Raw genomic sequence first — 24,873 nt, 5'->3', positions numbered from 1 at the left:
GGCAGCGCGGCGGCGCGCCGCCGCACCGGCGACGCGGAGACCACCCGGGCCCGGCTGCGCCGGGGCCTGGCGGCGAAGCGCGCGTCGGGGGCGGCGAAGGTGCTCGGCATGTCCACCACCCGCCGCGCGGCGGTGGTGGCGATCGTGGTGTGCGCGCTGGCGTTCACCATCGCCGTGCCCCTGCGCACGTACCTCTCCCAGCGGACCGAGGTCCGCGAACAGCAGGCCCAGCAGGCGCAGCTGCAGCAGGAGGTCGCTCAGCTCCAGGGCCGCAAGGCGGAGCTGAGCGACCCGGCGCAGATCGAGGCCGAAGCCCGGCGGCGGCTGCGGTACGTCAAGCCGGGCGAGACGCCGTACATCGTCCAGCTGCCGGAGGACAAGGCCCCGGACGCGGCGCCGCCGCCCGGCCAGCAGCAGGCCGCGGGCAGCTCCTGGTACGAGAACCTCTGGAACCAGGTCTCGGGCGGCTGAGACTGTGTCCGGAGGCGCCTTGGGGTGCGGGCCGGGCGGCGGGGTCCACGCTCTAACCTTGACCGCGTGAACAGCACGCAGCAGCACCGGTTCGAGCCCGTCACCGACGCCGACCGCGAGATCATCGCGGAGCAGCTCGGGCGGCCGCCGCGAGCGCTGCGCGCCATTGCCGCGCGGTGCCCGAGCGGGCACCCGTCCGTGGTGCAGACCAGGCCGCGGCTCGAAAACGGCACGCCGTTCCCGACGCTCTACTACCTCACCTGCCCGAAGCTGAACTCGATGATCGGCACCATCGAGGCGTCCGGGATCATGAAGGAGATGACCGAGCGGCTGACCACCGATCCCGAGCTCGCCGCGCAGTACCAGCGCACGCACGAGCTCTACCTCGCCGAGCGGGACGCCATCGAGCCGCTCGGCCACCAGGTCACCGCCGGGGGCATGCCGGGCCGCGTCAAGTGCCTGCACGTGCACGTCGCCCACTCCCTCGCCGTCGGCCCGGGCGTGAATCCGTTCGGTGACGAGACGCTGGCCCTGCTTAAGGCCAACGGGTGGCCCACGGGGGACTGCGCCGCGTAACACTCGCGCGTTGTGAACAGATAACTGGTCTGGGTGAGCGAAAACCTCGATCGCGTCTCTCGATGGGCTGAAACTCCGCCGCGGGTGCGGCAGGCTGTGTCCCGAGAGTGGTGACCGATCCGGCCAGGAGGGCTCTGAGCATGCGTGTGCGGCGGCTGCCAGACGCAGCCGGGAGCTACGCCCGGAGGTTCGGGATCCGGCACCGCACCGCGTACCCGCTGATCACCGGCATCCTGGCCGTGGTCCCGGCGCTGGTCGCCGGCGGAGGCACCCTCGGCTGGCTCGGCGGGACCGGCGAGCACACCCGCGACGCCCCGCTCGCCCAGGGCTACGACCCCGGGCACGCCGCTCTCCAGCAGATCGCCGTCGACGGCACCCTCCCCAGCGCGCCCAGCCCGCTGCCCCTCCCGGCCTACGAGCTCCCCGACGGCCCGCTCGGCATCCCGGCCACCGCGCTCGCCGCGTACAAGAACGCCGCCGACATCCTCGGCCGCGAGCAGCCCGCGTGCCACATCGACTGGGCGCTGATCGCCAGCATCGGCCGGATCGAGTCCAACCACGCGCGCGGCGGGTACGTCGACGCGAACGGGACCACGCGCGAGCCCATCCTCGGCCCGCAGCTCAACGGCCAGGGCGGGTTCGCGGCGATCCCGGACACCGACCAGGGTCTGCTCGACACGGACCCGGTGTGGGACCGCGCGGTCGGCCCGACCCAGTTCATCCCGGGGACGTGGAAGGGCTACGCCTCCGACGGCAACGGCGACGGCAAGGCCGACCCGAACAACCTCTTCGACGCGGCCCTGGCCACCGGCCGCTACCTGTGCTCCGGCGGGTTCGACCTGGCGAAGCCGGACCAGCTGCGCGGGGCGATCTACCGGTACAACAACTCGGACACGTACGTGAACACGGTGATCCTGTGGGCGGACGCCTACCGCAACGGGATCATGCAGGTGCCGGACAGCACGGTGCCGGTCGGCGCCCCGAACGCGGCGGCCCTGCCCGCGCCGCCGTCGGTCCCGCCCCCGCCGGTCCCGACGACGACACCCACCACGGCACCGCCGTCGACGGAGACGTCGGCGCCGCCGGCCACCACCCCGACCACCCCGTCGGAAACCTGCACGAAGCCGCCGACGACGACACCCACCACGACCACGGTCATCAGCACGACGACCACCCCGCCGACGACGACGGTGACCGAAGGGTCCAGCACGACCCCGCCGACGAAGGCCCGGCCGGTGGACCCCACCTGCGGGCAGGTCATCACCTCGGTCACGACCACCACCACGACCACGACCGTGGGGACGTCCACACCGGCCGGTTAGGGTGATCGCATGCCTCGTGTTGCCGCGATCGACTGTGGGACCAACTCCATCCGCCTGCTCGTCGCCGAGCTGACCCCGCGCCACGACGGCACGGTCGACCTGCGCGACCTGCACCGCGAGATGCGGATCGTCCGGCTCGGCCAGGGTGTCGACGCCACCGGGCAGCTGGCTCCCGAAGCGATCGAACGCACCCGCGTGGCGCTCGCCGACTACACGATCGCCGCCCGGCGCAAGGGCGTGGAGAAGGTCCGCATGGTCGCCACGTCCGCGACCCGCGACGCGAAGAACCGCGACGAGTTTTTTCGCATGACCCGCGAGACCCTCGGCGTGGAGGCCGAAGTGATCACCGGTGACGAGGAGGCGCGGCTGTCCTTCACCGGCGCGGTGGGCGAGCAGGACCCGGACGACGGCCCGTTCGTCGTGGTCGACGTCGGCGGCGGCTCGACGGAGCTGGTCCTCGGCACCTGGGACGGCCGCCGGGCCGACGTGATCTCGGCGAAGTCCGTCGACATCGGCTGCGTCCGGATCACCGAGCGCGCGCTCAAGAGCGACCCGCCGACGGCGAGCGAGATCGCGACCGCCCGTGACCTGGCCGGCAAGGTGCTGACGGACGCGTTCGACGTCGTCGACGTCTCCCGCGCCCGCACGTGGGTGGGCGTGGCGGGCACGGTGACGACGCTCTCGGCGATCGCGCTCGGGCTGCCGGAGTACGACAGCGACCGCGTGCACCTGTCCAAGCTGAGCACGGCGGACATCGACCGGCTCGCGTCCCGCCTGCTCAGCGAGGACCACGCCACCCGCGCGGCCAACCCGGTGATCCACCCGGGCCGCGTCGACGTGATCGGCGGCGGCGCGGTGGTGGTCCAGACCCTCGCGGAGCAGCTGGCGGCCCGCGGCGGCCCGACCGAGCTGGTGGTCAGCGAACACGACATCCTCGACGGCATCGCCCTCTCCCTCGCCTGACCCGTGCGCCCCGGGGCATCACCCGTGCGCCGAGGGGCATCACGCGTGACTGGCGGGGCATCACCGGCCGACCGACCGTTCGGGCGCCCGGAAGGGCTTGTGGCGCAACCGAACCGTGGGTGAGCGCGTTATTACCTGCTGTCCGCGCTAGACCGTCCGGAGTATCCGGATTCCTACGTTGGTTGTGCTCCAACCAGGTGGTCCCGACGACCGTCACACATTTGCAACACCGCAGTCCTGTGATCAGCTTCACCGCCCCCGATAGCGTGCGTCTCACCTTTCGGACACACCGGATATGGAGGGGATCATGCGTCGTTCGCGCAGGCTCTGGGGACCCACGGTGGTGATGACCTCGCTGGCGCTCGCGCTCGCCGCGTGCGGCGGCGGCTCGGGCAGCTCCACGGGGGCCGGCGGAACGGACCCGGACGGCACGGTGAGCGTCTACGGCACCGAACCGCAGAACGCGCTCGTCCCGACCAACATCAACGACCTCGGCGGCACCAAGGCGATCCAGCCGATGTTCGCCACGCTCGTCGGGTTCAAGGGCGCGGACGCGAAGCCTTTCAACCTGATGGCGGACTCGATCACCACGACCGACTCCAAGGTCTACGACATCAAGATCAAGCAGGGCTGGAAGTTCCACGACGGCACCGAGGTGAAGGCGCACAACTTCATCGACGCCTGGAACTACGGCGCCTACGGCCCGAACGGCCAGCTCAACACCGACTTCTTCTCGAACATCCAGGGCTACGCCGAGGTCCACCCCGAGGACGAGAACGCCAAGCCGGCCACCGACAAGATGTCCGGGCTGGTCGCCAAGGGCGACTACGAGTTCCAGGTGACGCTCAACGCGCCGTTCTCCGTCTTCGACATCAAGGTCGGCTACCAGGCCTTCGCGCCGCTGCCGGACTCGTTCTTCAAGGACCCCAAGGCCTTCGAGCAGCACCCGATCGGCAACGGCCCGCTGAAGTTCGTCTCGCGCACGCCCAACCAGGACATCAAGCTCACCCGCTTCGATGACTACAAGGGTGACGACAAGGTCAAGTTCAAGAACCTCGACATCAAGATCTACGCCAGCCAGGAGACCGCCTACCAGGACCTGCTGAGCGGGCGGCTCGACTTCATGGAGGCGCTGCCGCCGTCGGCGGTCGCGGGTGGCAAGTACAAGAACGACCTCGGCGACCGGCTGGTCACCGGCCACCTGCTCGGGATCAGCACCATCAACATCCCGTACTACGTGCCCGGCTACAACAACCTCGAGCTGCGCAAGGCCATCTCGATGGCGATCGACCGCGCGCAGATCACCAAGACCGTCATGAACGACACCTACGTGCCGGCCGACGGCTACATCTCGCAGGGCATCCCGGGTGCGCGGCCCGGCGTCTGCCAGTTCTGCAAGTACGACCCGGCGGCGGCCAAGGAGGCCTTCCAGAAGTCGGGCTTCCAGGGCAAGCTGACCATCGCGTCCAACGCCGACGGTGGCCGCAAGGAACCGCTGGTCGCCGCGTGCAACAGCATCAAGAACACGCTCGGCGTCGAGTGCGACTTCGTGCCCGCCACCGACTTCGGCCAGTGGCGCAGCATCGTGACCGGCCACAAGCTGACCGGCATGGGCCGGTCGGACTGGTCGGCGGACTACCCGTCCATCGAGGACTTCCTGAACCCGATCTTCAAGACCGGCGGGTCCTCGAACGACTCGACGTACTCCAACCCGCAGGTGGACGCCCTGCTCGGCCAGGCGGACGCCACCGCCGACAAGGACGCCGCGGTCAAGCTGTACCAGCAGGCCGAGGACCTGATCGCGAAGGACCTGCCGACGATCCCGGTGTGGGACGAGAAGGGCGTCGCGGCGAAGTCGAAGAACCTCAAGTCGGCGGGCCTGGACTTCCGGCGCATGCCGGACTACCCGTCCATCGAGGTGCTGAAGAAGTAGCGGCGGCTCCCACCACCACGCCGTCGTGAGTGGTAAGGCGGGCTAGAACCCTCCTTACCACTCACGACGGCCGGCGCGCACTAGGAACACTTGATGACCCGCTATGTCCTGCGACGGCTGCTCCAGCTGATCCCGGTGTTCTTCGGCACCACGTTCCTCATCTACGTTCTCGTCTGGGCCGTGCCCGGCGACCCGTTCTCGGGCAAGTGCGGCCAGGCCGCCTGCCCGGCGTCCTACGTCGCCCAGATGACCGAGAAGTTCAACCTGAACGACAACATCTTCGTCCAGTACGTCAAGTACCTCGGCAGCCTGTTCACCGGCGACTGGGGCGAGACCTTCAATGGCACGTCCGTCGGCGAGCTGATCGCCACGTCGTACCCGATCACGCTGCGCCTGGCCGTGATCGCGGTGGTCATCGAAGCGGTCATCGGGTTGACCGCCGGCGTGCTGACCGGCCTGCGCGGCAAGGGTTTCCTCGACAACCTCGTGCTCGTCTCGACGACGTTCCTGATCTCGCTGCCGGTGTTCGTCACCGCGATCGTGCTGCAGCTGGCCCTGGGCAGCAACGGCCTCGGCTGGATCGAAGCGAGCGTGTCGGACAACCCGAGCGTCGGCGAGCTCATCGTGCCGGGCATCGCGCTCGGCAGCCTGTCCATGGCGTACGTGGCCAGGCTGGCACGGACGAGCATCGCCGAGAACCGCCGCGCCGACTACGTCCGGACGGCGATCGCGAAAGGCCAGCCGCAGAGCCGGGTCGTGCTCGTCCACCTGCTGCGCAACTCGGTGATCCCGGTGCTCACGTTCCTCGGCACCGACCTCGGTGCCCTGATGGGCGGCGCGATCGTCACCGAAGGCGTGTTCAACATCAACGGCCTGGGCGGGCTCATCTTCCGCGGCATCCAGAACCGGGAGAGCGCGACGGTCGTCGGCGTGGTCGTCCTGCTGGTGCTGGTGTACCTGCTGATGAGCCTGGTCGTCGACCTGCTCTACGCCGTTCTCGACCCGAGGATCCGCTATGACTGACCCGAACCTGGTGGGCGGCGGCGGCGCCGACGCGGCGGAACTGTCCCGTGTGGACGATTCCGCCACCGGCCCGCAGAAACCCCGCAGCCTGTGGAGCGACGCCTGGCGCCAGCTGCGGCGCAAGCCCGCGGTGCTCGCCTCGGCGGTGATCATCCTGTTCGTCGTGCTGATCGCGATCGCGCCCGGCCTGTTCAGCTCGCGCGACGCGGGCTTCAGCGACCTCGCGCACGCGAACGAGGGCCCGTCCGCGGACGCCTGGTTCGGCTACGACAACCAGGGACAGGACGTCTACGCCCGCACCATCTACGGCACCCGCGCGTCGGTGCTGGTCGGGCTGTTCTCGACGCTGGTGACCGTGCTCCTCGGCTCGGTGATCGGCATCATCGCCGGCTACTACGGCCGGCTCGTCGACAGCCTGCTCTCGCGCTTCGGCGACATCTTCGCGGGCCTGCCGTTCGTGCTCGGCGCGATCGTCATCCTGACGACGTTCAACGCGCCCGGCTCCAACCCCGGCGCGGTCACCATCATCGTCCAGGTGGTCTGCTCGATCGCGGTGCTGAGCTGGCCGGTGGGCATGCGGATCATGCGCTCGGCGACGCTGGTGGCCAAGCAGCTCGACTACGTCAAGGCCGCGCGCGGCCTCGGCGCGAGCACCCCGCGGATCATCTTCCGGCACCTGCTGCCGAACACGATCGCGCCGGTGCTGGTGTACGCCACCATCGCGCTCGGCGCGTTCATCGGCGCCGAGGCGACCCTGGCCTACCTCGGCATCGGCGTGCGCGCGCCGGTGATCTCGTGGGGCGTGCTGATCGCCGACTCGCGGGACTACTTCCGCAACGACCCGCACATGCTGCTGTTCCCCGGCGCCTTCGTCACCCTGACCGTGCTGGCCTTCGTGATGCTGGGTGACGGCATCCGCGACGCGCTCGATCCGAAGTCGAGGTAGATCCTCTTGTCCGACAACGAACTCCTGCTCGAAGTCGAGAACCTGCACGTCGAGTTCCGGACCGCCGACGGCGTGGCGAACGTGCTCAACGGCGTCGGCTATTCGGTGCACGCGGGCGAGACGCTGGCCGTGCTCGGCGAGTCCGGCTCCGGGAAGAGCGTCACCGCCCAGACGGTGATGGGGATCCTCGACATGCCACCGGGGGTGATCACCGCCGGGGCCGTGCGCTGGCGCGGCGAGGACCTGCTGACCGCGTCCGAGGACCGCCGCCGCGAAGTGCGCGGCAGCGAGATCGCGATGATCTTCCAGGACGCCCTCTCCGCGCTGAACCCGGTGTTCACCGTGGGCTTCCAGATCGAAGAACAGCTGCGCGTCCGGCTCGGTATGTCCAAGAAGGACGCCCGGAAGCGCGCGATCGAACTGCTCGACATCGTCCGGATCCCGGCCGCCGAACGCCGGATCAAGGACTACCCGCACCAGTTCTCCGGCGGCATGCGCCAGCGCGCGATGATCGCGATGTCACTCGCGCTCGACCCGGACCTGCTCATCGCCGACGAACCGACCACCGCCCTCGACGTCACCGTCCAGGCCCAGATCATGGACCTCCTGGGTGAAATACAGGCCGAACGGAAGATGGGCTTGGTGCTCATCACGCACGACCTGGGTGTGGTCGCCGAAGTCGCCGACCGGATCGCGGTGATGTACGCGGGCCGGATCGTCGAGCAGGCCGACGCCGGCGAACTGTTCCGCGCGCCGGCCCACCCGTACACCGCCGCGCTGATGGACTCGCTGCCCCGGCTCGACCTCAAAGGACAGACACTGGAGACCATCAAGGGCCTGCCGCCCAGCCTGCTGCAGATCCCGCCGGGCTGCCCGTTCCACCCGCGGTGCAAACGGGCCGAAGCTGTTTGCTCGCAGGAGGTCCCGCCGCAGCACGCGATCGGCTTCGGCCGCACGAGCGCGTGCCACTTCGCCGAAGAGGTGGTGAGCTCCCGTGCCTGAACCCATTCTCTCGGTCATCGACCTCAAGAAGCACTTCCCGGTCCGCACCGGCGTCCTCTTCAAGCGCACGATCGGCCAGGTCAAGGCGGTCGACGGCGTCTCGTTCGACCTGATGCCGGGTGAGACGCTCGGCGTCGTCGGCGAGTCCGGCTGCGGGAAGTCGACGCTCGCCCAGGTCCTGATGCGCCTGGAGGAGCCGACCGGCGGCACCGCGAAGTTCGAGGGCCGTGACATCTTCGCCATGCGCGGCGCCGAGCTGCGGAAGCTGCGGCGCGAGATCCAGATCGTGCTGCAGGACCCGTACACCTCGCTCAACCCGCGCATGACGGTCGGCGACATCGTCGGCGAGCCGTTCGAGATCCACCCCGACGTCGCCCCGAAGGGCTCGCGGGCGGGCAAGGTGCGGGAACTGCTCGAAGTGGTCGGCCTCAACCCCGAGCACCTCAACCGCTACCCGCACCAGTTCTCCGGCGGGCAGCGCCAGCGCATCGGCATCGCGCGGGCGCTGGCGTTGCGGCCCAAGGTGATCATCTGCGACGAGCCGGTGTCCGCTTTGGACGTCTCGATCCAGGCGCAGGTGATGAACCTGCTCGGCGACCTGCAGGGCGAGTTCGGCCTGTCCTACGTCTTCATCGCGCACGACCTTTCGGTGGTGCGGCACCTGTCGAACCGGGTCGCGGTGATGTACCTGGGCAAGATCGTCGAGCTCGGCACCGACGAGGAGATCTACGAACGACCGTCCCACCCGTACACCCAGGCGCTGCTGTCCGCGGTGCCGGTGGCGGACCCGGCCGTGCGCGGCCGCCGCCAGGTGATCCGGCTGACCGGTGACGTGCCGAGTCCCCTGGACCCGCCGTCCGGGTGCCGGTTCCGCACGCGGTGCTGGAAGGCCGAGGACCGATGCGCGACGGAGGTGCCGGAACTGGTCCCCAGGACGGACGGGCACTTGTCAGCTTGTCACTTCGCGGAGCAGAAGTCGGTTGTTCCATAACGTACGTTTGGCCGTTGTACGCGCATTGTCCGGTCTATACGGTGCAGGAACCGCTTTCGGAGGAGGAGAAAAGTGAAGAGACCCAGGCTCATGGCCGCGGTGCTGGCTGTGCCGCTGTTCGGCGCGGTGTCCGCGGTCGCGGTCCCGGCCGCGTCGGCGCAGCCCGCGCTGTCCGGCCCGGCGACCGAGTTCACCGTCCTCGCCAAGGACGTCCAGAGCATCGGCAGCGCCCAGCAGGCGATCAAGGCCGCGGGCGGCACGGTGCTGGAGACCAACGCCGCGGTCGGCCTGATCAGGGCGAGCGCGCCGGCCACCGGCTTCAGCGAGCGCGTTTCCGCGAACCGCGCGGTGTTCGGCGCCGCGAAGGCCCAGTCCATCGGCTCGGTGCCGAAGATGGGCAAGAAGGCCAAGGGCGACGCCGGCGTCGAGAAGGAAGGCCGTGGCGGCGCTTCGTCGAAGAAGGCCGATGCGAACAAGGCCGTCGGGATGGACCCGCTGGACGACCAGCTCTGGGGCCTCAAGTCCGTCCGCTCGGACCTCTCCCGCACCAAGCAGCCGGGCAGCAAGCAGGTCAAGGTCGGCGTCATCGACACCGGCATCGACGGCACGCACCCGGACATCGCGCCGAACTTCGACGAGGCCGACTCGCGCAACTTCACCCGCGACATCCCGACCGACGTCAACGGCGCCGAGGTCGACGGCCCGTGCGAGTTCCGCGGCTGCGTCGACCCGGCCAACCACGACGACGGCGGCCACGGCACCCACGTCGCCGGCACCATCGCCGCCGCGGCCAACGGCTTCGGCGTCTCCGGTGTCGCGCCGAACGTGACGCTGGTGAACATCCGCGCCGGCCAGGACTCGGGTTATTTCTTCCTGCAGCCGACGGTCGACGCGATCACCTACGCCGGTGACGCGGGCATCGACGTGGTCAACATGTCGTTCTACACGGATCCTTGGTTGTACAACTGCCAGGCCAACCCGGCGGACTCGCCCGCCGAGCAGGCCGAGCAGCGCACGATCATCGAGGCCACGCAGCGCGCGCTCAACTACGCGCACCGCAAGGGCGTCACGATGGTGGTCGCGCTGGGCAACCAGCACACCGACCTCGGTGCGCCGCAGCCGGACACGACCAGCCCGGACTACCCGGCCAACAGCACGCACCCGCGCACGGTGGACAACTCGACGTGCCTCAACCTGCCGGTCGAGGGCAACCACACGATCGGCGTGAGCTCGTTCGGGCCGTCCCAGCGGAAGGCGGACTACTCGAACTACGGCCTCGAGCAGATCTCGGTCTCGGCGCCGGGCGGCTTCTTCCGCGACGGCTTCGGCACGCCGTGGTACCGCACGGTCGAGAACGAAATCCTTTCGACGTACCCGAAGAACGTGGGTGTCGCCGAGGGCAACATCGACGCGGACGGCAACATCACCGAAGCCGGGCTGGCCGCGGGCGTCAAGAAGGCGACGGCGGCCGACGGCCGGGTCGGCTACTACCAGTGGCTGCAGGGCACGTCGATGGCCACCCCGCACGCGACCGGCGTCGCGGCGCTGATCATCTCGCAGTACGGCAAGAAGTCGCACGGCGAGTTCGGCATGGACCCGGACAAGGTCCAGCGGGTCCTCGAGGGCACGGCGGCGAAGATCGCCTGCCCGGTGCCGCGGACGGTGGACTACCTGAAGGAGGGCCGCGACGCGACGTTCACGGCCACCTGTGAAGGCGACCCGTCGTTCAACGGCTTCTACGGCCACGGCGCGGTCGACGCCTACGCGGCGGTGACCCGCGGGTCGCAGTACCTGAAGTAAGGCGTATCAGAGGAAACCGCCCCGGGAAGGCAACCTTCCCGGGGCGGTCTGCGTTCTTGTCGCGAGTGGGGGGATTCCGATGGACGTTCGCGGGCCGGCGCTGCCGGTGGACCCGAGACTGCCCGGCGAGCCGACGGTGCTCGAGGTGGGCCGTACGCGGCTGTGGCTGGGCCGGCGCGGGGTGGCGGTGTGGCTGCCGACGCGGCTGCTGGCGCTGCGCATCGGCGGGCGCGCCATCGGCGGGCGGGGAACGCCCACCTACCTGGTCGTCATCGTGGTCCTGTGGGCGTCCGCCGGTGCGTTGTTCGAGGGCGTGGAGCTGCCGGGCCGGACCGCGGTGGGCGCTGTGCTCTTCGCCGTGTTCCAGGTGATGCGCTGGCGGATCGCGCAACGCCGTGACCAGCTCGCCGAGCGGGCGACCGGCGCCGGCGCACCGCTCCCGCTCCGCAGCGCGGTGCAGCGCGTCGGCTGGTGGTACCTGAGCTCGGCGGCCATCACGTTCGCCGGTGGGGCGGCCCTGTGCGCGGCGGCCTTCCTGACCGAACCACAGTTCGCCTGGAAGCACTGGTACCTGCCGTCGGTGGCGATCGCGGTGCACACGTGCGCGCTGGCGGCCGGCGCGGGCGCGACCGCGCTCGTGCTGGGCCGGGTGCTCCGCGGGCCGGTCATCGCGGAAGACGAGACGTCGCGGCTGGTCGACGGGCTGCTCCGGGCCGAGGACCCGTACCGGTTCGCCCCGTGCGCGGTGTACGCGGTGCTGGCGATGCCGATCTTCGTCGTCGACTGGGCGTGGCCCGGCCCGCTGGGCTGGTCCGCGCTCGCCTACCTGGCGATCGTGGCCGGGCTGCAGCTGACCGGCTGGTTCGTGACCCGGCACCGGTACCGCCGGCTGCCGCCCGGCTGCTACGGCCGGTAAACCTCTCCGGGCCTTCGAGCGTGTAAGGAGGACAGGGGAGGGGTCCATGGGGGAACAGGTACCGAGCCGCGGCGAGTACGTGCAGGCGGCGGTCTGGCTGGGGCGCCGCGGGGTGCGCGTGGGCATTCCGACGCGGCTGCTCGCCACGCGGCTGGGGGTCCGCAACACCGCGCGGCCCCGGCCGCTGGTGATCCGGCAGGCCGGGATCGTGCTGGCGACTCTCGCCGTCGCTGTCGCCTACCAGTGCCTGCAGTACCTGCCCGGCGTCCGCGGGGTGGAGATGACCGAAAGCAAGGTCCCGTACTTCCTGCTCATCGGGAGCCAGCTGGCCTTCTGGTTCGCGGTCCGGCGGCGGGACCGGCAGGCCCTGGAGCAGCTCGGCGACCGCGCGCTCGCCCGGCCGCGGCCGTCCTGGCGGGCGACGCTGGGAGGCTGGTACCTCGCGTCGGCCGCGGTCACGTTCGCCGGGGGCGCGGCGCTCGGGGTCACCATGTTCGTGGCCACGCCGTACCGGACCTACGCCTGGAGCTGGCTCGGCCTGCTGGCCATCGGCGCGGTCGTGTGCGCGGTGATCGTGACCCGAGTCGTCCGCCGCCCGGTGATCGCCGAAGACGAGCCGTCCGCCGCGGTCGACGCCGTGCTGCGGCTCGACGACCTGGTCATCGCGCTGCCCTCGGCCTATTCGCTGCCGGTGCTCTTCGACCTGGTCACCACCCAACGCCAGCCGCCCGGCTTCGCGCCATGGCTCCTCGGTTACGCGGCGCTCGCGATCGCCCTGCAGATCGCCGGCCGGTGGCGGCGCCCGGCGCTCCCGGACGGCGACTACGGGGTCCCGCTGCCGGCCCAGGCCGGGGCCGGCTGGTCACCGGAGGCGCCCCGGTGATCGGGTTGACGAAGGACGAGCAGGCGGCGGTCAAGTGGCTCGAGAAGCACGGTGTCCGGGTCGCCGAGCCGGCCACGCTGCTCACCTTCCGGTTGAGCGTCCGCGCCGGACGGCGGTCGCCGGACGCCTTCTCCCCGGTCTTCGTCCTCACCCTGGTCGTTTCCGCCTGCGCTTTCAGCTACGTGTTCCTGCGGCTCCTGCCCGGGGTGGAGGGCACCGACCTGCCCGTGGGCGGGTACATCTTCTTCACCGTGGCCGCGGTGCAGCTCACGGTGTGGCTGCACGTCCGGGCGGGCGACCGGCGGGCGGCGGCCTGGCTGGGCGATCGGCGGCTGCACCGGCCTCGTCCGTCCGGCGCCGACGTGCTGAACGGCTGGTACCTGACCTCGCTGCTGGTCACCTTCGGTGGCGGCGCGGCGCTCGCCGCCACGATGGCGGCCGGTGGCTCGCTCTGGGCGGAGTTCTGGCTCGGCCATCTCGCCGTCGGTGCGGCGGCGGACGCCGTGGTCCTCACCGGCATCCTCACCCGGCCGGTCCTCGCCGAGGACGAGGGCTCGCTGGCGGTCGACGTCGTGACGCGGCTCGAGGACGTCCACCTCCTGATGCCGTCGGTGTTCGCGCTGCCCTTGATCGCCGACCTGACGTACGGCGACCGCCAGGGCGATCCGTGGCTCGCCGGCTACGTCGCGCTCGCGGTGGCCACGCACGCCGCCGGGTGGTTCACCCAGCGGCGTCGCCGTCCCGCGCTGCCCGCGGACGGCCACTACGGGGAGGTCCGGTGAGCAGCGAAGCCGAGGGCGCCATGAGCCGCCACTCCGGCGCGGGGGTTCAGCGGTTCGACGCCTTCTTGACGAACTTCGCCAGGTCCTTCGACTGCTGCACCCGGGTCGGCTCGTGGACGTACATCATGTGGCCCGCCGGGTAGTACGCCGTGTCGATGTTCTCGCGCAGTTCCTCCGGGATCTGCAAGTGGGCCAGCACGTGCTCGGCCGCGTAGTACGCCGTCGCGCCGTCGTAGTGGCCGAACGCCACGTGCACGCGCAGGTGCGGGTTCGCGCGCATCGCCGCGCTCAGCGAGTCCACGACCGAGACCGAGCGGCCCTCGAAGTCCGCGTACGACCACGCCTTGAACGTGTCCTCGCTGATCAGCTCGTACGGCAGGTCGTTGGCGTACCCGAGCTCGGCCCGCACGTAGTGGTTGAACGCCGCCGCGTAGGCGCCGACCACCCGGGAGATCGACGGGTCGTCGCTCATGCGCTCGCGACCGCCGTCCGGTTCCCACGTCGTGAACCGGCCGTCCATCCGGCCGACCGTCAGGCCGCGGTCGCGCAGCAGTTCCGTGAAGAACCGGACGTGCTCGATCCGGAGGTTCACCCGGTCCACATAGGACTCCGAAAGCCCGGTCAGCGACGCCAGCGTGGCCACCGCCTCCGTCCGGTCCTGAGTGGACAGCCGGGCGCCGCGGGCCAGCGCCCACGGCAGGTCCTTCGCCGCGAAGTCCTCGGCGTCGGCGAGGACGTCGTCGAGCGGGCGCTCGCCGTGCAGGCCGTGGTAGTGCGCGATCGCCGCGTACGTCGGCACGTACAGCGAGTACGGGAGGTCGTTGCCCTCCGTGAACTGGAGTGTGCCCAGGTCGAGCACCGAGGAGATGAGCAGCAGGCCGTTCAGGTAGAGCCCGTGCCGGTCCTGCAGGTGCGCGGCCAGCCCGGCGGCGCGCAGCGTGCCGTACGACTCGCCGGCCAGGAACTTCGGCGACAGCCAGCGCTCGTGGCGCGACACCCACAGCCGGATGATCTCGCCGACCGACTCGATGTCGCCCTTGAATCCGTGGAAGTCCTTCGTCTCGCCGCCGTCGGACGCGCGCGAGTAGCCGGTCGACACCGGGTCGATGAACACGAGGTCGCTGTGCGCCAGCAGCGTCTCGGGGTTGTCGGCCAGCCCGTACGGCGGCGGCACCAGGTCGTCGACGTCGCCCGAGAGCACCCGGCGCGGCCCCATCAGGCCCATGTGCAGCCAGATGCTCGACGAGCCGGGACCGCCGTTGAAGGCGAACGTCACCGGCCGCGAGCCCGGGTCGGCGTCGTCGAGGGTGTAGGAGGTGAGGAACACCTCGGCCTTCGCCTTGAACCCCTCGGACTTGCCGTCCTTCACGATCTCCTTACGGAGGACGATCCGCCCCGCCTTCGCCGTGTACGCGAGCTTCTTCCGCTTCACGGTCAGCGTGTGCTGGGTCGTGACGATGTCGTCGGTCGGCTCGGCCGCGATTTCGGTGGTCTCCGCGGCCTTCGGCTCGGGGGCCTCTTCGGGGGTCTTGTCCGCCATGGACCCAACCTAGTCGGCGGGTCCGGCCACCTGTGGCAGGGTGACCCGGTGCACACCGAGGACTGGCCGTCGACGGCCGAGGAGGCGCTCGCCGTGCAGGAGCGGCTTCGCGACCGGGTCGAGCTCGCCGACGACTGCCCGGAGCTGCCGCCGACGGTCACCGGCCTCGACGTCGCTTACGACGACAACGACGGCATCGCCGCGGCCGTCGTCACCCTCGAGACCGCCGGGCTCACCGTGGTGGAGCAACGGACGCACCGGGCGAAGGCCGTCTTCCCGTACGAGCCGGGGCTGTTCGCCTTCCGCGAGCTGCCGCCGCTGCTCGCCGCGCTGGACCGGCTGGAGCGCACCCCCGACGTCCTGGTCTGCGACGGCCACGGCCTCGCGCACCCGCGGCGCTTCGGCCTGGCCTGCCACCTCGGCGTCCTGACCGGGTTGCCCGCCTTCGGCGTCGGCAAGACCCGGCTCGTCGGCACGCACGCCGCCCCCGCGTTCGCCCGCGGCGCGGCGGAGCCGCTGGTCGACGGAGGTGAGGTCGTCGGCGCGGTGCTCCGGACCCGCGATGGCGTCAAGCCCGTGTACGTCTCCGCCGGGCACCGGATCGACCTGGCCCACGCGTGCCGGCTGACGCTGGCCCTGACTCCGCGCTACCGGCTGCCCGAAACCACGCGGCACGCCGACCGGTTGTCCCGGGCGGCGCTGCGATGAGGTCCCTCGAAGAGCTGGACGCCGCCGTCGCCGGCTGCCGCGCCTGCCCGCGGCTGGTGGCCTGGCGCGAGGGCGTCGCGGGCACCAAGGCGGCGTTCCGCGGCGAGCAGTACTGGGCGCGCCCGGTGCCGGGCTTCGGGCCGCCGGACGCGTCGCTCGCGGTCGTCGGCCTGGCGCCCTCGGCGCACGGCGCGAACCGCACCGGCCGGATGTTCACCGGCGACCCATCGGGTGATTTCCTCTTCCGCGTCCTGCACGAGGTCGGGCTCGCTTCCCAGCCGACGTCGACGGCGATCGGCGACGGCCTCCAGCTGTACGGCACCCGGCTCGTTTCGCCCGTGCGGTGCGCGCCGCCGGAGAACAAGCCGACGCCGGCCGAGCGCGACACCTGCCGCCCGTGGCTGGCCGAGGAACTGACACTGTTACGTCCGACACTGCGGGCGATCGTGGTCCTGGGGGCGTTCGGCTGGCAGGCGTTGCTGCCCGTGCTGGAGGCGGCCGGCTGGCCGGTGCCGCAGCCGCGTCCGGCCTTCGCGCACGGTGCCGTGCTCGAACTCGGCGACCTGCGGGTTTTCGGCTGTTATCACGTCTCGCCGCGCAATGTCCAGACACACCGCGTGACCCACGCCATGGTGGCGGACGTCTTCCGCGCCGCGACCTCGGTGACAGGGCACGACTGAATCGTTACGGAAACCGCAGCGACGCTGGTCACAGCCGGATGGGGCCCCCGAGCGGGAGCGCGGCGAAGGTGTCACCATGAGGACATGGCTGCTGCGAAGTCGAAGTCGGAACCGACTCGGATCCTCGTCCTCGGTGGTGGGTACGTCGGGCTCTACACGGCGTACGGCCTCCAGAAGATGCTCCGGGCCAACGAGGCCTCCGTGACCGTCGTTGACCCGCAGCCCCACATGACCTACGCGCCGTTCCTCCCGGAGGCCGCGGCCGGCGCGATCGAGCCCCGGCACGTGGTCGTGCCGCTGCGGCGGGTGCTCAAGCGCTGCCACGTGCTGACCGCGCGCGTCACCAAGATCGAGAACGAGAAGAAGTCCGTCACGGTCGAGGCGGCCGACGGCCACATCGAGCAGCTGGGCTACGACATCCTCGTCGTCGCGCTCGGCGCCGTCGCGCGCATCCTGCCGATCCCGGGCCTGGTCGAGGAGGGCATCGCCTTCAAGACCATCGGCGAGGCGATCTACCTGCGCAACCACATCATGACCAAGCTCGACGAGGCGGCCAGCACGCTCGACCCCGAGCTGCGCAAGCGCCTCCTGACGTTCACCGTCGTCGGCGGCGGCTTCGCCGGCATCGAGGCGCTGGCCGAGCTCGAGGACATGACCCGGTTCGCGGTGGAGAACTACTACCCGAACATCAAGACCTCCGACATCCGCTGGGTGCTCGTCGAGGCGGCCGGCCGCATCCTCCCCGAGGTCCGCGAGACGCTCGGCGTGTACACGGTCGAGCAGCTGGAGAAGCGCGGCATCGAGGTCTACCTGTCGACGGCGGCGAAGTCGTTCGAAAACGGCCACGTCGTGCTCTCGGACGGCACCGAGTTCGACACGGACACGATCATCTGGACCGCGGGTGTGAAGGCCAACCCGGTGGTGGGCCAGTCGGACCTGCCGGTCGACAAGCGCGGCCGCCTCGAGGCGACCGCCGCGATGCAGGTCGTCGGCCACCCGGACGTGTGGACCGCGGGCGACAACGCGGCGATCCCGGACCTCTCCCGCACGGAAGAGGACCCGACGGCGACCTGCCCGCCGAACGCCCAGCACGCCGTCCGCCAGGCCCGCCTGCTGGCGAAGAACATCATCAAGGTGCTGCGCGGCGGCAAGCCGAAGGACTACTACCACAAGAACCTCGGCGCGGTGGCGAGCCTCGGCCTGCACAAGGGTGTCGCGGACGCGCTGAACCTGAAGATCAAGGGCTTCCCGGCGTGGCTGTTCCACCGCGCCTACCACCTCAAGGCGATGCCGACGTGGAACCGCCGCATCCGGATCCTGTTCGACTGGATTCTGGGCGGGCTGTTCCGGCGCGAGGTGATCTCGCTCGGGCAGATCAACAACCCGAAGGACGAGTTCGCGCGCGTCTCGAAGTCCTGAGTGTCGTGAATCCGAGAGCCCCCGGCCCCGCGGCCGGGGGCTCTCGGCGTTCCGGGCCGGTTCAGGAACGGGTCCGGAGCATGGCCGGGTGGAGCAGGGTGGCGGGACCGCGCCGGTAGAGCGCGGCGGGCCGGCCGGGCTGTCGCGAGACGCGCTCGCCGGTGGGGATCAGGAATCCGTCGACCCCGGATCGCGGGAGCACTGCACGTGCTGGAGGCGGTCTCGGCGGAGGGCCGCGACTGGATCGTGCGGGAGCAGGAGCGCCGCCGCCACCGATCGGAGGACTGGCGCCGAGCCGAGCACGGCCCAGGCCTCTTGGACGGCCACTAGCGCGGCGCCGGACGCACGCCCGGCGCAATCACCTAGAGTGTGCGGTGCCCCCGTAGCCCAATCGGCAGAGGCAGTCGACTTAAAATCGATTCAGTGCGGGTTCGAGTCCCGTCGGGGGCACCAGCAGCTCGTCTTGCCCGGCCGAAGCAGCACGCGCGCTCAGGGCCGAACAGCACCGACGCTCTTCGGCCCTGAGCCGCGGCTACCCCGCACAAGTCACTGCGAGCACCGTTTGCCGCTGTTGATGCAGCGGACCACCTGGTTCATCAGGCGCTGGCCCATGACGTTGGCGAAGTCGTCGTGGTCCGAACGCGGGTTGTGGTTCTCCTGCTCGAAAGCGTCCACTTTGTACTGGCCGTTGACCTGGACGTCCCGCGGAATGTCGTAGGTCAGCGTGATCCGCAGCTGCGGGACGTTCTTGAAGCCCTGCGGGCACCTGCCCTGCTGGTCGGCGAACACGATGTGCGTGCGGTGGTTGGCGCTGTCGATGTTCTTGCCGTCCCAGCAGTTCGGGAAACTGTGGATGCGCTTCACCTTGCTGCCCTCGGGGCAGATCGGGTACTTGTCGGTGAGCCGGTCCTCGAACCCGCTGCACGTCCAGCTCGGCCGGACGTTGGCCGGGCCGTTCGTGGTCTGCTTGGCGTCGCCGTACAGGATCCGGAGGAACTGCGGCATCGCCACGACCCGGCGGGCGCCGCCGCTGGTGAACGTCAGGTCGGCCCGCTCGACGCGCTGGATTTCCCCCTCGTTATTGCCGATCTCGTTGTCCTCGTTGACGCCCGGCAGCTCGGCCGGCTTGCCGTTGCTGTTGCCGCCGCCGTTGTCGAGGCCGCCCTGGCCGTTCTTCTTCAAGACACACGACGCCAGGCCGCCGAGGTCCTCCGGTTTCGCGCCCGTCCGGCCGATGGCGATGGCGATGCGGTCGATGGTCGCCTTGCGCTTGTCGCCCAGCGGGTTCAGGACGGCGTTGCGGACGTCCTGCTCCGACTTCAGGTCCCCGCCCGCGATCCGGGTGTTCGCCTCCTCGACCTGGTTGTCGAGCAGGTCGAGGTTGCGCTCGACCTCGGCGGCGGCCGGGTCGGGGACGTCGGCGAGCTTGCTGGCCACGTCGGGGCAGTCGACCTGCGTCCCGGCCTCCTCCTGCTTCGCCCGCTCGCGATCGGCGGAGACGTCCTTGGCCGGCGGGTTCTCTTCGTCTTCCTCGGTGTCGATGCGCACGACCGGCCAGAAGTACGTCGACTTGTCGCCGTTCTTGCAGGTGGTGCCGGCCTTCGCGAGGCTTTCGTTGGTGGAGTCGGCGTTGGTCGAGAGGTTGCCGACGTAGTCGTGCAGGTGCTCGGCGCCGTTGCGGACGCCGGGCTGGGCGATGAAGTTGTCGGGGTTGAAGTGCTGGTTCTCGTTGCGGCCGCAGTCCACGGTGAAGGTTCCGCGGGCGCCTTGGCGCTGCAGCGCCTGGTTGACGTTCGTCCCCTTCGGCACCTTCGTGATGTCGACGAAGAACGACTTGTCCACTTCGGACGCTCCGGCGGTGCCGGTGCCGCCGGTGGTGGTGGCGACGACCAAGGCGCAGGCGGCCAGCGCCAAGCCCAGTCCGAGGGTGGCGAGCTTGGTGCGGCGGGTGATGCGGTGCCGTCCCGTGGCGGGTTTTCGGGGCATGGAGTGGTTCACCTCGTTCGGTTTCCCGGGCGCGGCAAGGTGACGCGCGGCCCGGGCAGCGACCAGCGACACGTCCGGTCCGGACGTGCGGGACCCGGGGGAGCGGCCGGAGGTTCGGCCCTCCGGCCACTGGTCCCGACGTAGGCTGAAACGGGCAATTCGGACGGCGGGTTCAAACCGCCGTGGCGGCGTTACCTTTTCGTTATCGAAGGCCCGGGACTCAGAACCAGCGGCGCACGGCTTCTTCGAAGGAACCCGCGTCCGGCTCGTCGGCCCACGCGACGATTCCGTCTGGCCGGACCAGCACCGCGCCGAACCCCAGGTCGTCCCGGGCCGGGCCGGCGACGTACCGGATCCGGTCGCCGGCTGCGGGCAGCCGACCGCCGAAGTCCAGCGCGACACCGCGACCGTCGTGCAGCAGGTCGGCGAGGCGGGTGCCGTCCGCCAGCACGAAATCCGGCGCGTTGTGCCCCGCCAGGTGGTGTTCGCCGAAGTAGCGCAGCGACGTCCCCGAGGTGCGTTCGAACACGTACGTCGTCCCGTCGCGGGTGGCGAGGAGGTCACCGAGCACCGACCGGGCGGCGCGGGAATGCGGGTCCGGCCGCATCACCGCGACCTGGGCCCGGGACCAGTCGAGCACCCGTTCCGCGACCGGGTGGCGTTCGGCCGTGTACGTGTCGAGGAGGCCGGGAGGTGCGGTTCCGGCCGCCGTCGCCGCCAGCTTCCAGCCCAGGTTCATCGCGTCGCCGAGGCCGAGGTTCAAGCCCTGGCCGCCCAGCGGGGAGTGGATGTGCGCTGCGTCCCCGGCCAGTAGGACCCGGCGGCGGCGGTACGTCGTCGCCTGCTTCGCCCGATCGGTGAAGCTGGAGGCCAGGCGGACGCCGGTGAGCGTCACGTCGGTGCCGGACACGCGGCGCAGCACCGCCTCGAGGTGCTCGCGGCTCGGCGGCCGGGATCGGTCGTACGCCCCGCCGTCGAAGTCCAGCACGCCGAGGTGGCCCGGCTCGGACATCGTCACGTACATGCCCTGCGACGTCACGGTGAAGCCCCGCCGGAGGAGCCCGGGATCGGCGAGCGTGGCCAGCGCGAGGTAGCCGGTCAGCTGCGGCTCGGTGCCTGCGAAGTCGAAGCCCGCCAGCCGCCGGACCGTGCTGCGGCCGCCGTCGCAGCCGACGAGCCAGCGGGCCCGGAACTCCTGCGCACCGGCCCGGGCGACCACGGTCGAGCCGTCCTGGTCGACGTCCGTGACCGCGACGCCGCGGCGGATCTCGACGCCGAGTTCGCCCGCCCATCCGGCCAGCACCGACTCCACCGCCTCGAGGCTGGTCATGAACCCGTCGAGCGCCGGGCTCGGCAGCCGGTAGGGCAGCCGGGCCAGGTCGACGTCGGCCGGATCGAGGGGCGTTCCGGCGAAGTGGCCGACCGAGCGCGGCGCGGTCGCCTCGGGCCGTTCGTCCACATCGGACGCGGCCAGCAGCGCGGGCAGCAGCCCGCGGCGGTGGAACGCCTCGGCCGACCCGCCCGACAGGCCCCGCATGCCGAGCGGGAAGCTCCGCCACGGCGAATGCGGCTCCGGCTCCCGTTCGAGCACCAGCACCGACCGGCCGGCGAGGCCGAGTTCGCAGGCGAGGAACAGCCCGACCGGGCCTGCCCCCACGATCACCACGTCATGCACGACAAACCCGCTTTCTCGAGGTCCTGAAGGTGACCTCGAGCCTGACCGCCGTCACTCACACGGCGCGCACACCGCGCTCACAGCGCGAGCCGGGCCGGGTCGGCCGCGGCGAGCGCCGACTGGGCGTCCAACGCCCAGCCTTCCGCGTACGCCACGGCGAACCCGTCCTCGCCCAGCTCGGTCCGGCCCCGGCCGGTGAGCTCGCGGACCTGCGGATCGGTGTGGTCGTGCGCGCCACGCAGCCGGGCGGCGGCGCCGAGCAGCACGGCCGACTCGCGCGGCCGCCCGAGCGCTCCGGCGAGGGCGGCCGTGTGGACCGTCACCAGCGACAGGATCGGCAGGTCCCGGGCCGCCAGCGCGGCGGCGTACGCCTCGCGCACGGCCTCCGCCGCGCCGGCCCGGTCGCCCCGGGCCAGGCAGAGCGCGGATCGCGCGCCGGCGAGCAGCGTCCGGGCGTGGTCGGAAGGGAAGCCGGTGTCGCCGAGCAGACGGCGTTCGGCGTCGTCGAGCAGGGCGCCGGCCTCCCGCAGATCGCCGAGGCGCACCCGCAGGCCGGCCTCCCAGCCGTCGATCAGGACCGGCATGTCCGCCGTCGACGAGCGCCGCACCCGCTCCCGGGTGGCGCCGATCATCGCCAGCGCCCGGCCGGTTTCGCCGCGCCGGATGTGCAGGTCGATCCAGCGCAGGTCGGTGTAGAGCTGGTCGCCGAGGCTGAGCGAGCCGAACTCGCCCGCCAGCGCCCGGGCTTCGCGCAGATCGGCCAGCGCGCCGTCGAGATCGTCGTAACGCCGCAGCTGGGCGCGCATCGGCAGGGTCGCCGCCCGGCCCCACCGGTCGCCGGCCCGCCGGAAACCGGCCAGCGCCGCCTCCACGTGCACGCGCACCCGCTCGAGTTCGCCCGCGTTCTCGGCGATCTCGGCCTGGAACCGGTGGGCCAGCCCGGACAGCCACGCGTCGTCGCCGTCGGCCAGCTGCCGGAACTTCGGGAGCGCGGTTTCGTCGCCCAGCAGGAAAAGCAGCATCGGGCCGAACACGCGGTGGTGGCTCGGCAGCCCGGGATGCGCCGACAGGCGGGCGGCCAGCTCGCGCATCCCGGCGCGGTCTTCCGCGGCTTCCCCGGGGGTGATCCCGGACAGGATGTCGGCCCGGTTGAGCAGGTGGGCGGCCCGGGCGCAGTCCCGCTCGGGCGTCGGCTCGCCGCCGGGCACCGCCAAGGCCTCGCCCAGCCAGTGGCCGGCGTCGGCGTCGCGGCCGAACATCTGCCAGTACCAGGTCAGTCCCAGTGCCAGCGCGATCGCGGCGGAGGAGTCGCGGGTGGCGCACCGGTGACGCAGGGCGGCGAGCGTGTTGTCGTACTCCGCGGCGATGACTTCCATCGCCGCCGGCTGGCCGGGCCCGCGCAGCTCGGCGTCGTGGCGGGTCACCAGCGCGGCGAAGTGCGCGGCGGCCAGGTCGCGGACCCGGCCGAGCTCGCCGGTGCCGGTCAGGCGGTCGATGCCGTACTCGCGGATGGTTTCGAGCATGCGGTAACGGCTGCCGGGCGCCAGCTGCAGCAGCGACCGGTCGACCAGGGCGGCGAGCAGCTCGGGAAGCTCGTCGGCCCGCACGCCGGTGCCCGCGCAGACGGCGGCGGCCGAGGCGGGCGTGACGCCGCCGGGCAGGACGGAAATTCGGTCCGCGACCGTGCGTTCGCGTTCGTCGAGCAGCTCCCAGCTCCACGCGATGACCGCACGCAGGGTGCGGTGCCGCGGCGGCGCGGTGCGGCTGCCGGTGGTGAGCAGCCGGAACCGGTCGGCGAGCCCGTCGGCCAGGTCGGGCAGCGACAGCGTCCGCAACCGGGCGGCGGCCAGCTCGAGCGCCAGCGGCAGGCCGTCCAGGCCGCGCACCACGCGCACGATGTCGGCCCGCGTGGTCTCGTCGACGGCGAACCCGGGACGCACGGCGGCGGCCCGCTCGGTGAACAGGCGCACCGACGCCACCTCGCGGACGTCGTCGTCCGGGCCGGGCAAAGCGAGCGGTCCCAGCGGCACGAGCGCTTCCCCGTCCACGGCCAGGGGTTCGCGGCTGGTGGCGAGCACCCGCAGGCCCGGGCAGCGGGGCAGCAGCGTCGCGACCAGCCGGGCCACGGCGTCGATCAGGTGCTCGCAGTTGTCGAGCAGCAGCAGGCAGTCCCGGCCGCCGAGTTCGACGGCGAGCACGTCCAGCGCGTCGCTCCCGGCGCGCCTGCGGGCGTCGAACAGCGCGTTGCCGCGCAGGCCGATCCCGGCGAGCACGGCCGGCCCGACCTTCGCCGGTTCGGTGACGGACGCGAGGTCGACGAGCCGGACGTCGTGGCCGTGGCGGCGGGCCGCCTCCAGCGCGAGCCGGGTCTTGCCGGCGCCGCCGGGGCCGAGGACGGTGACCAGGCGGCCCGTCGTGAGCAGGGCGGCGACGCGCGCGAGGTCGTCGTCACGGCCGATGAAGCTGGTCAGCGGCGCGGGCAGGGGCGCGGGCCGAGGCCGGTCCGGTGCGGGCGCCGGTTGCAGCAGGCGCAGGTGACGTTCCCGCAAGGCGGTGCCGGGGTCGGCGCCGAGCGTCTCGGCCAGGTGCTGCCGGACCCGCTCGTACACGGTCAGCGCTTCGGCCTGACGTCCTTGCGCGGCGAGCGCGTCCATCAGCAGGGCCGCCGCGCGTTCGTGCGCCGGGTGTTCGGCCAGTAACGCGCTCAGCCGTCCGGCGGCCGCTTCGGCGCGTCCCAGCGACAATTCCGCGTCGGCGAGGTCGGCGGCGGCCTCGATCGACAGCCGGGTGAGCCGGGTCGCCACCGCCGGGGCGACGGCGGCGATCGGGGCGGGCTCGCCCCACAACGCCACGGCCTCGGTGAGGGCGGCGCTCGCGGCGTGCGCGTCCCCGGCCCGCAACCGCTCCCGGCCCGCCGCGGCGAGCTCTTCGAAGCGCACCGCGTCCACGGTGTCCACCGCCAGCCGGTAGCCCCCGTCGGCCTGCACGAGCACGCCGTCGGCCGCGGTCAGGGCGCGGCGCAACCGGGAGACGAGGGTCTGCAAGGCCGAGGTGGTGCCGGACGGCGGCGCATCGCCCCACACGGCGTCGACCAGCACGCCCGGCTCGACCGCGCGTCCCCCGGCGAGCGCCAGCCGGACGAGCAGGGCCTGCAACCGCGCGCCCGGCACGGGCAGGACCACGTCACCGCGGGACACCCGGAACGTGCCCAGCAGCGTGATGTGCAGCCCGTCCATGCGTCGATCGTGTCAGCGCCG

General features: G+C 71.5%; 20 protein-coding genes and 1 tRNA gene. 17 read left to right on the top strand and 4 right to left on the bottom strand.

The window, feature by feature from the left end; all coding sequences use genetic code 11:
* Window positions 1-108: 108 nt before the first annotated feature.
* From IE317_RS37555 to IE317_RS37495, 13 genes are all read left to right on the top strand, one after another.
* Window positions 109-471, top strand: a complete 363-nt coding sequence (locus IE317_RS37555; RefSeq protein ID WP_191316124.1) for an FtsB family cell division protein — start codon at window positions 109-111, stop codon at window positions 469-471.
* Between the two features lie 66 nt (window positions 472-537).
* Window positions 538-1,047: a DUF501 domain-containing protein gene (locus IE317_RS37550; protein WP_191316120.1), complete on the top strand. Its 510-nt coding sequence runs from the start codon at window positions 538-540 to the stop codon at window positions 1,045-1,047.
* 140 nt (window positions 1,048-1,187) lie between these two features.
* On the top strand, window positions 1,188-2,369 hold the full coding sequence (locus IE317_RS37545) for a lytic transglycosylase domain-containing protein (RefSeq protein WP_191316119.1): 1,182 nt from the start codon (window positions 1,188-1,190) through the stop codon (window positions 2,367-2,369).
* A gap of 9 nt (window positions 2,370-2,378) precedes the next feature.
* Window positions 2,379-3,332 (top strand): Ppx/GppA phosphatase family protein, encoded by a 954-nt coding sequence (locus tag IE317_RS37540; protein WP_191316118.1) that lies wholly within the window; start codon window positions 2,379-2,381, stop codon window positions 3,330-3,332.
* 307 nt (window positions 3,333-3,639) lie between these two features.
* Complete coding sequence (locus tag IE317_RS37535) at window positions 3,640-5,265, top strand: peptide ABC transporter substrate-binding protein (protein ID WP_229903120.1); 1,626 nt, start codon at window positions 3,640-3,642, stop codon at window positions 5,263-5,265.
* Window positions 5,266-5,358: 93 nt separating this feature from the next.
* A complete protein-coding gene (locus IE317_RS37530; protein ID WP_191316116.1) occupies window positions 5,359-6,288 on the top strand; it encodes an ABC transporter permease in 930 nt (309 codons plus the stop codon).
* Window positions 6,281-7,234: an ABC transporter permease gene (locus IE317_RS37525; RefSeq protein WP_191316115.1), complete on the top strand. Its 954-nt coding sequence runs from the start codon at window positions 6,281-6,283 to the stop codon at window positions 7,232-7,234. Before IE317_RS37530 ends, IE317_RS37525 begins: the two co-directional genes overlap by 8 nt.
* Window positions 7,235-7,240: 6 nt before the next feature.
* Window positions 7,241-8,236: an ABC transporter ATP-binding protein gene (locus IE317_RS37520; protein WP_191316114.1), complete on the top strand. Its 996-nt coding sequence runs from the start codon at window positions 7,241-7,243 to the stop codon at window positions 8,234-8,236.
* Window positions 8,229-9,227 carry an ABC transporter ATP-binding protein gene (locus IE317_RS37515; protein ID WP_191316113.1) on the top strand — a complete coding sequence of 333 codons (999 nt, stop codon included), beginning with the start codon at window positions 8,229-8,231 and terminating at the stop codon, window positions 9,225-9,227. Before IE317_RS37520 ends, IE317_RS37515 begins: the two co-directional genes overlap by 8 nt.
* Before the next feature lie 90 nt (window positions 9,228-9,317).
* Complete coding sequence (locus IE317_RS37510) at window positions 9,318-11,027, top strand: S8 family serine peptidase (protein WP_191316123.1); 1,710 nt, start codon at window positions 9,318-9,320, stop codon at window positions 11,025-11,027.
* A 79-nt stretch (window positions 11,028-11,106) separates the two neighbouring features.
* Window positions 11,107-11,943 carry a hypothetical protein gene (locus IE317_RS37505; RefSeq protein ID WP_191316112.1) on the top strand — a complete coding sequence of 279 codons (837 nt, stop codon included), beginning with the start codon at window positions 11,107-11,109 and terminating at the stop codon, window positions 11,941-11,943.
* A 46-nt stretch (window positions 11,944-11,989) separates the two neighbouring features.
* Complete coding sequence (locus IE317_RS37500; RefSeq protein WP_191316111.1) at window positions 11,990-12,826, top strand: hypothetical protein; 837 nt, start codon at window positions 11,990-11,992, stop codon at window positions 12,824-12,826.
* Entirely contained in the window at window positions 12,823-13,608 is a 786-nt protein-coding gene (locus IE317_RS37495; RefSeq protein ID WP_191316110.1) for a hypothetical protein, read from the top strand. Before IE317_RS37500 ends, IE317_RS37495 begins: the two co-directional genes overlap by 4 nt.
* A 46-nt stretch (window positions 13,609-13,654) precedes the next feature.
* Here IE317_RS37495 and IE317_RS37490 read toward each other — a convergent pair whose 3' ends face one another.
* Window positions 13,655-15,148: a S10 family peptidase gene (locus IE317_RS37490; RefSeq protein ID WP_191316109.1), complete on the bottom strand. Its 1,494-nt coding sequence runs from the start codon at window positions 15,146-15,148 to the stop codon at window positions 13,655-13,657.
* 48 nt (window positions 15,149-15,196) lie between these two features.
* Here IE317_RS37490 and nfi point away from each other — a divergent pair, with 48 nt between their 5' ends.
* The 4 genes from nfi (at window position 15,197) to IE317_RS37470 (ending at window position 18,408) form a co-directional block, all read left to right on the top strand.
* A complete protein-coding gene (gene nfi, locus IE317_RS37485) occupies window positions 15,197-15,856 on the top strand; it encodes a deoxyribonuclease V (RefSeq protein ID WP_191316108.1) in 660 nt (219 codons plus the stop codon).
* Window positions 15,853-16,536 (top strand): uracil-DNA glycosylase, encoded by a 684-nt coding sequence (locus IE317_RS37480; protein WP_191316107.1) that lies wholly within the window; start codon window positions 15,853-15,855, stop codon window positions 16,534-16,536. The genes nfi and IE317_RS37480 overlap by 4 nt, the downstream gene beginning before the upstream one ends.
* A gap of 84 nt (window positions 16,537-16,620) precedes the next feature.
* Window positions 16,621-17,955 carry an NAD(P)/FAD-dependent oxidoreductase gene (locus IE317_RS37475; protein WP_191316106.1) on the top strand — a complete coding sequence of 445 codons (1,335 nt, stop codon included), beginning with the start codon at window positions 16,621-16,623 and terminating at the stop codon, window positions 17,953-17,955.
* Window positions 17,956-18,331: 376 nt separating this feature from the next.
* Window positions 18,332-18,408 (top strand) — tRNA-Leu (locus tag IE317_RS37470).
* Between the two features lie 93 nt (window positions 18,409-18,501).
* On the opposite strand, the gene IE317_RS37465 is transcribed toward IE317_RS37470, so the two are convergent.
* From IE317_RS37465 to IE317_RS37455, 3 genes are all read right to left on the bottom strand, one after another.
* Window positions 18,502-19,941, bottom strand: a complete 1,440-nt coding sequence (locus IE317_RS37465; RefSeq protein WP_191316105.1) for a DUF1996 domain-containing protein — start codon at window positions 19,939-19,941, stop codon at window positions 18,502-18,504.
* 220 nt (window positions 19,942-20,161) lie between these two features.
* Window positions 20,162-21,616, bottom strand: coding sequence for an FAD-dependent oxidoreductase (locus IE317_RS37460; protein WP_191316104.1), 1,455 nt, complete (start codon window positions 21,614-21,616; stop codon window positions 20,162-20,164).
* A gap of 77 nt (window positions 21,617-21,693) precedes the next feature.
* Complete coding sequence (locus IE317_RS37455) at window positions 21,694-24,852, bottom strand: BTAD domain-containing putative transcriptional regulator (protein WP_191316103.1); 3,159 nt, start codon at window positions 24,850-24,852, stop codon at window positions 21,694-21,696.
* Window positions 24,853-24,873: the final 21 nt, after the last annotated feature.

Origin of the sequence: Amycolatopsis bullii (genome assembly GCF_014654205.1) — a bacterium.
Lineage (GTDB): Bacteria > Actinomycetota > Actinomycetes > Mycobacteriales > Pseudonocardiaceae > Amycolatopsis > Amycolatopsis plumensis.
The sequence above is the reverse complement of the archived record's forward strand: the minus strand, read 5'-3'. Positions and strand labels throughout refer to the sequence as shown.

Coding starts and splice junctions, on each gene's coding strand:
- IE317_RS37555 (WP_191316124.1), top strand. CDS start 109: ATGTCCACCACCCGCCGCGCGGCGGTGGTGGCGATCGTGGTGTGCGCG.
- IE317_RS37545 (WP_191316119.1), top strand. CDS start 1,188: ATGCGTGTGCGGCGGCTGCCAGACGCAGCCGGGAGCTACGCCCGGAGG.
- IE317_RS37540 (WP_191316118.1), top strand. CDS start 2,379: ATGCCTCGTGTTGCCGCGATCGACTGTGGGACCAACTCCATCCGCCTG.
- IE317_RS37535 (WP_229903120.1), top strand. CDS start 3,640: ATGCGTCGTTCGCGCAGGCTCTGGGGACCCACGGTGGTGATGACCTCG.
- IE317_RS37530 (WP_191316116.1), top strand. CDS start 5,359: ATGACCCGCTATGTCCTGCGACGGCTGCTCCAGCTGATCCCGGTGTTC.
- IE317_RS37525 (WP_191316115.1), top strand. CDS start 6,281: ATGACTGACCCGAACCTGGTGGGCGGCGGCGGCGCCGACGCGGCGGAA.
- IE317_RS37510 (WP_191316123.1), top strand. CDS start 9,318: ATGGCCGCGGTGCTGGCTGTGCCGCTGTTCGGCGCGGTGTCCGCGGTC.
- IE317_RS37505 (WP_191316112.1), top strand. CDS start 11,107: ATGGACGTTCGCGGGCCGGCGCTGCCGGTGGACCCGAGACTGCCCGGC.
- IE317_RS37500 (WP_191316111.1), top strand. CDS start 11,990: ATGGGGGAACAGGTACCGAGCCGCGGCGAGTACGTGCAGGCGGCGGTC.
- IE317_RS37490 (WP_191316109.1), bottom strand. CDS start 15,148: ATGGCGGACAAGACCCCCGAAGAGGCCCCCGAGCCGAAGGCCGCGGAG.
- IE317_RS37480 (WP_191316107.1), top strand. CDS start 15,853: ATGAGGTCCCTCGAAGAGCTGGACGCCGCCGTCGCCGGCTGCCGCGCC.
- IE317_RS37475 (WP_191316106.1), top strand. CDS start 16,621: ATGGCTGCTGCGAAGTCGAAGTCGGAACCGACTCGGATCCTCGTCCTC.
- IE317_RS37465 (WP_191316105.1), bottom strand. CDS start 19,941: ATGCCCCGAAAACCCGCCACGGGACGGCACCGCATCACCCGCCGCACC.
- IE317_RS37455 (WP_191316103.1), bottom strand. CDS start 24,852: ATGGACGGGCTGCACATCACGCTGCTGGGCACGTTCCGGGTGTCCCGC.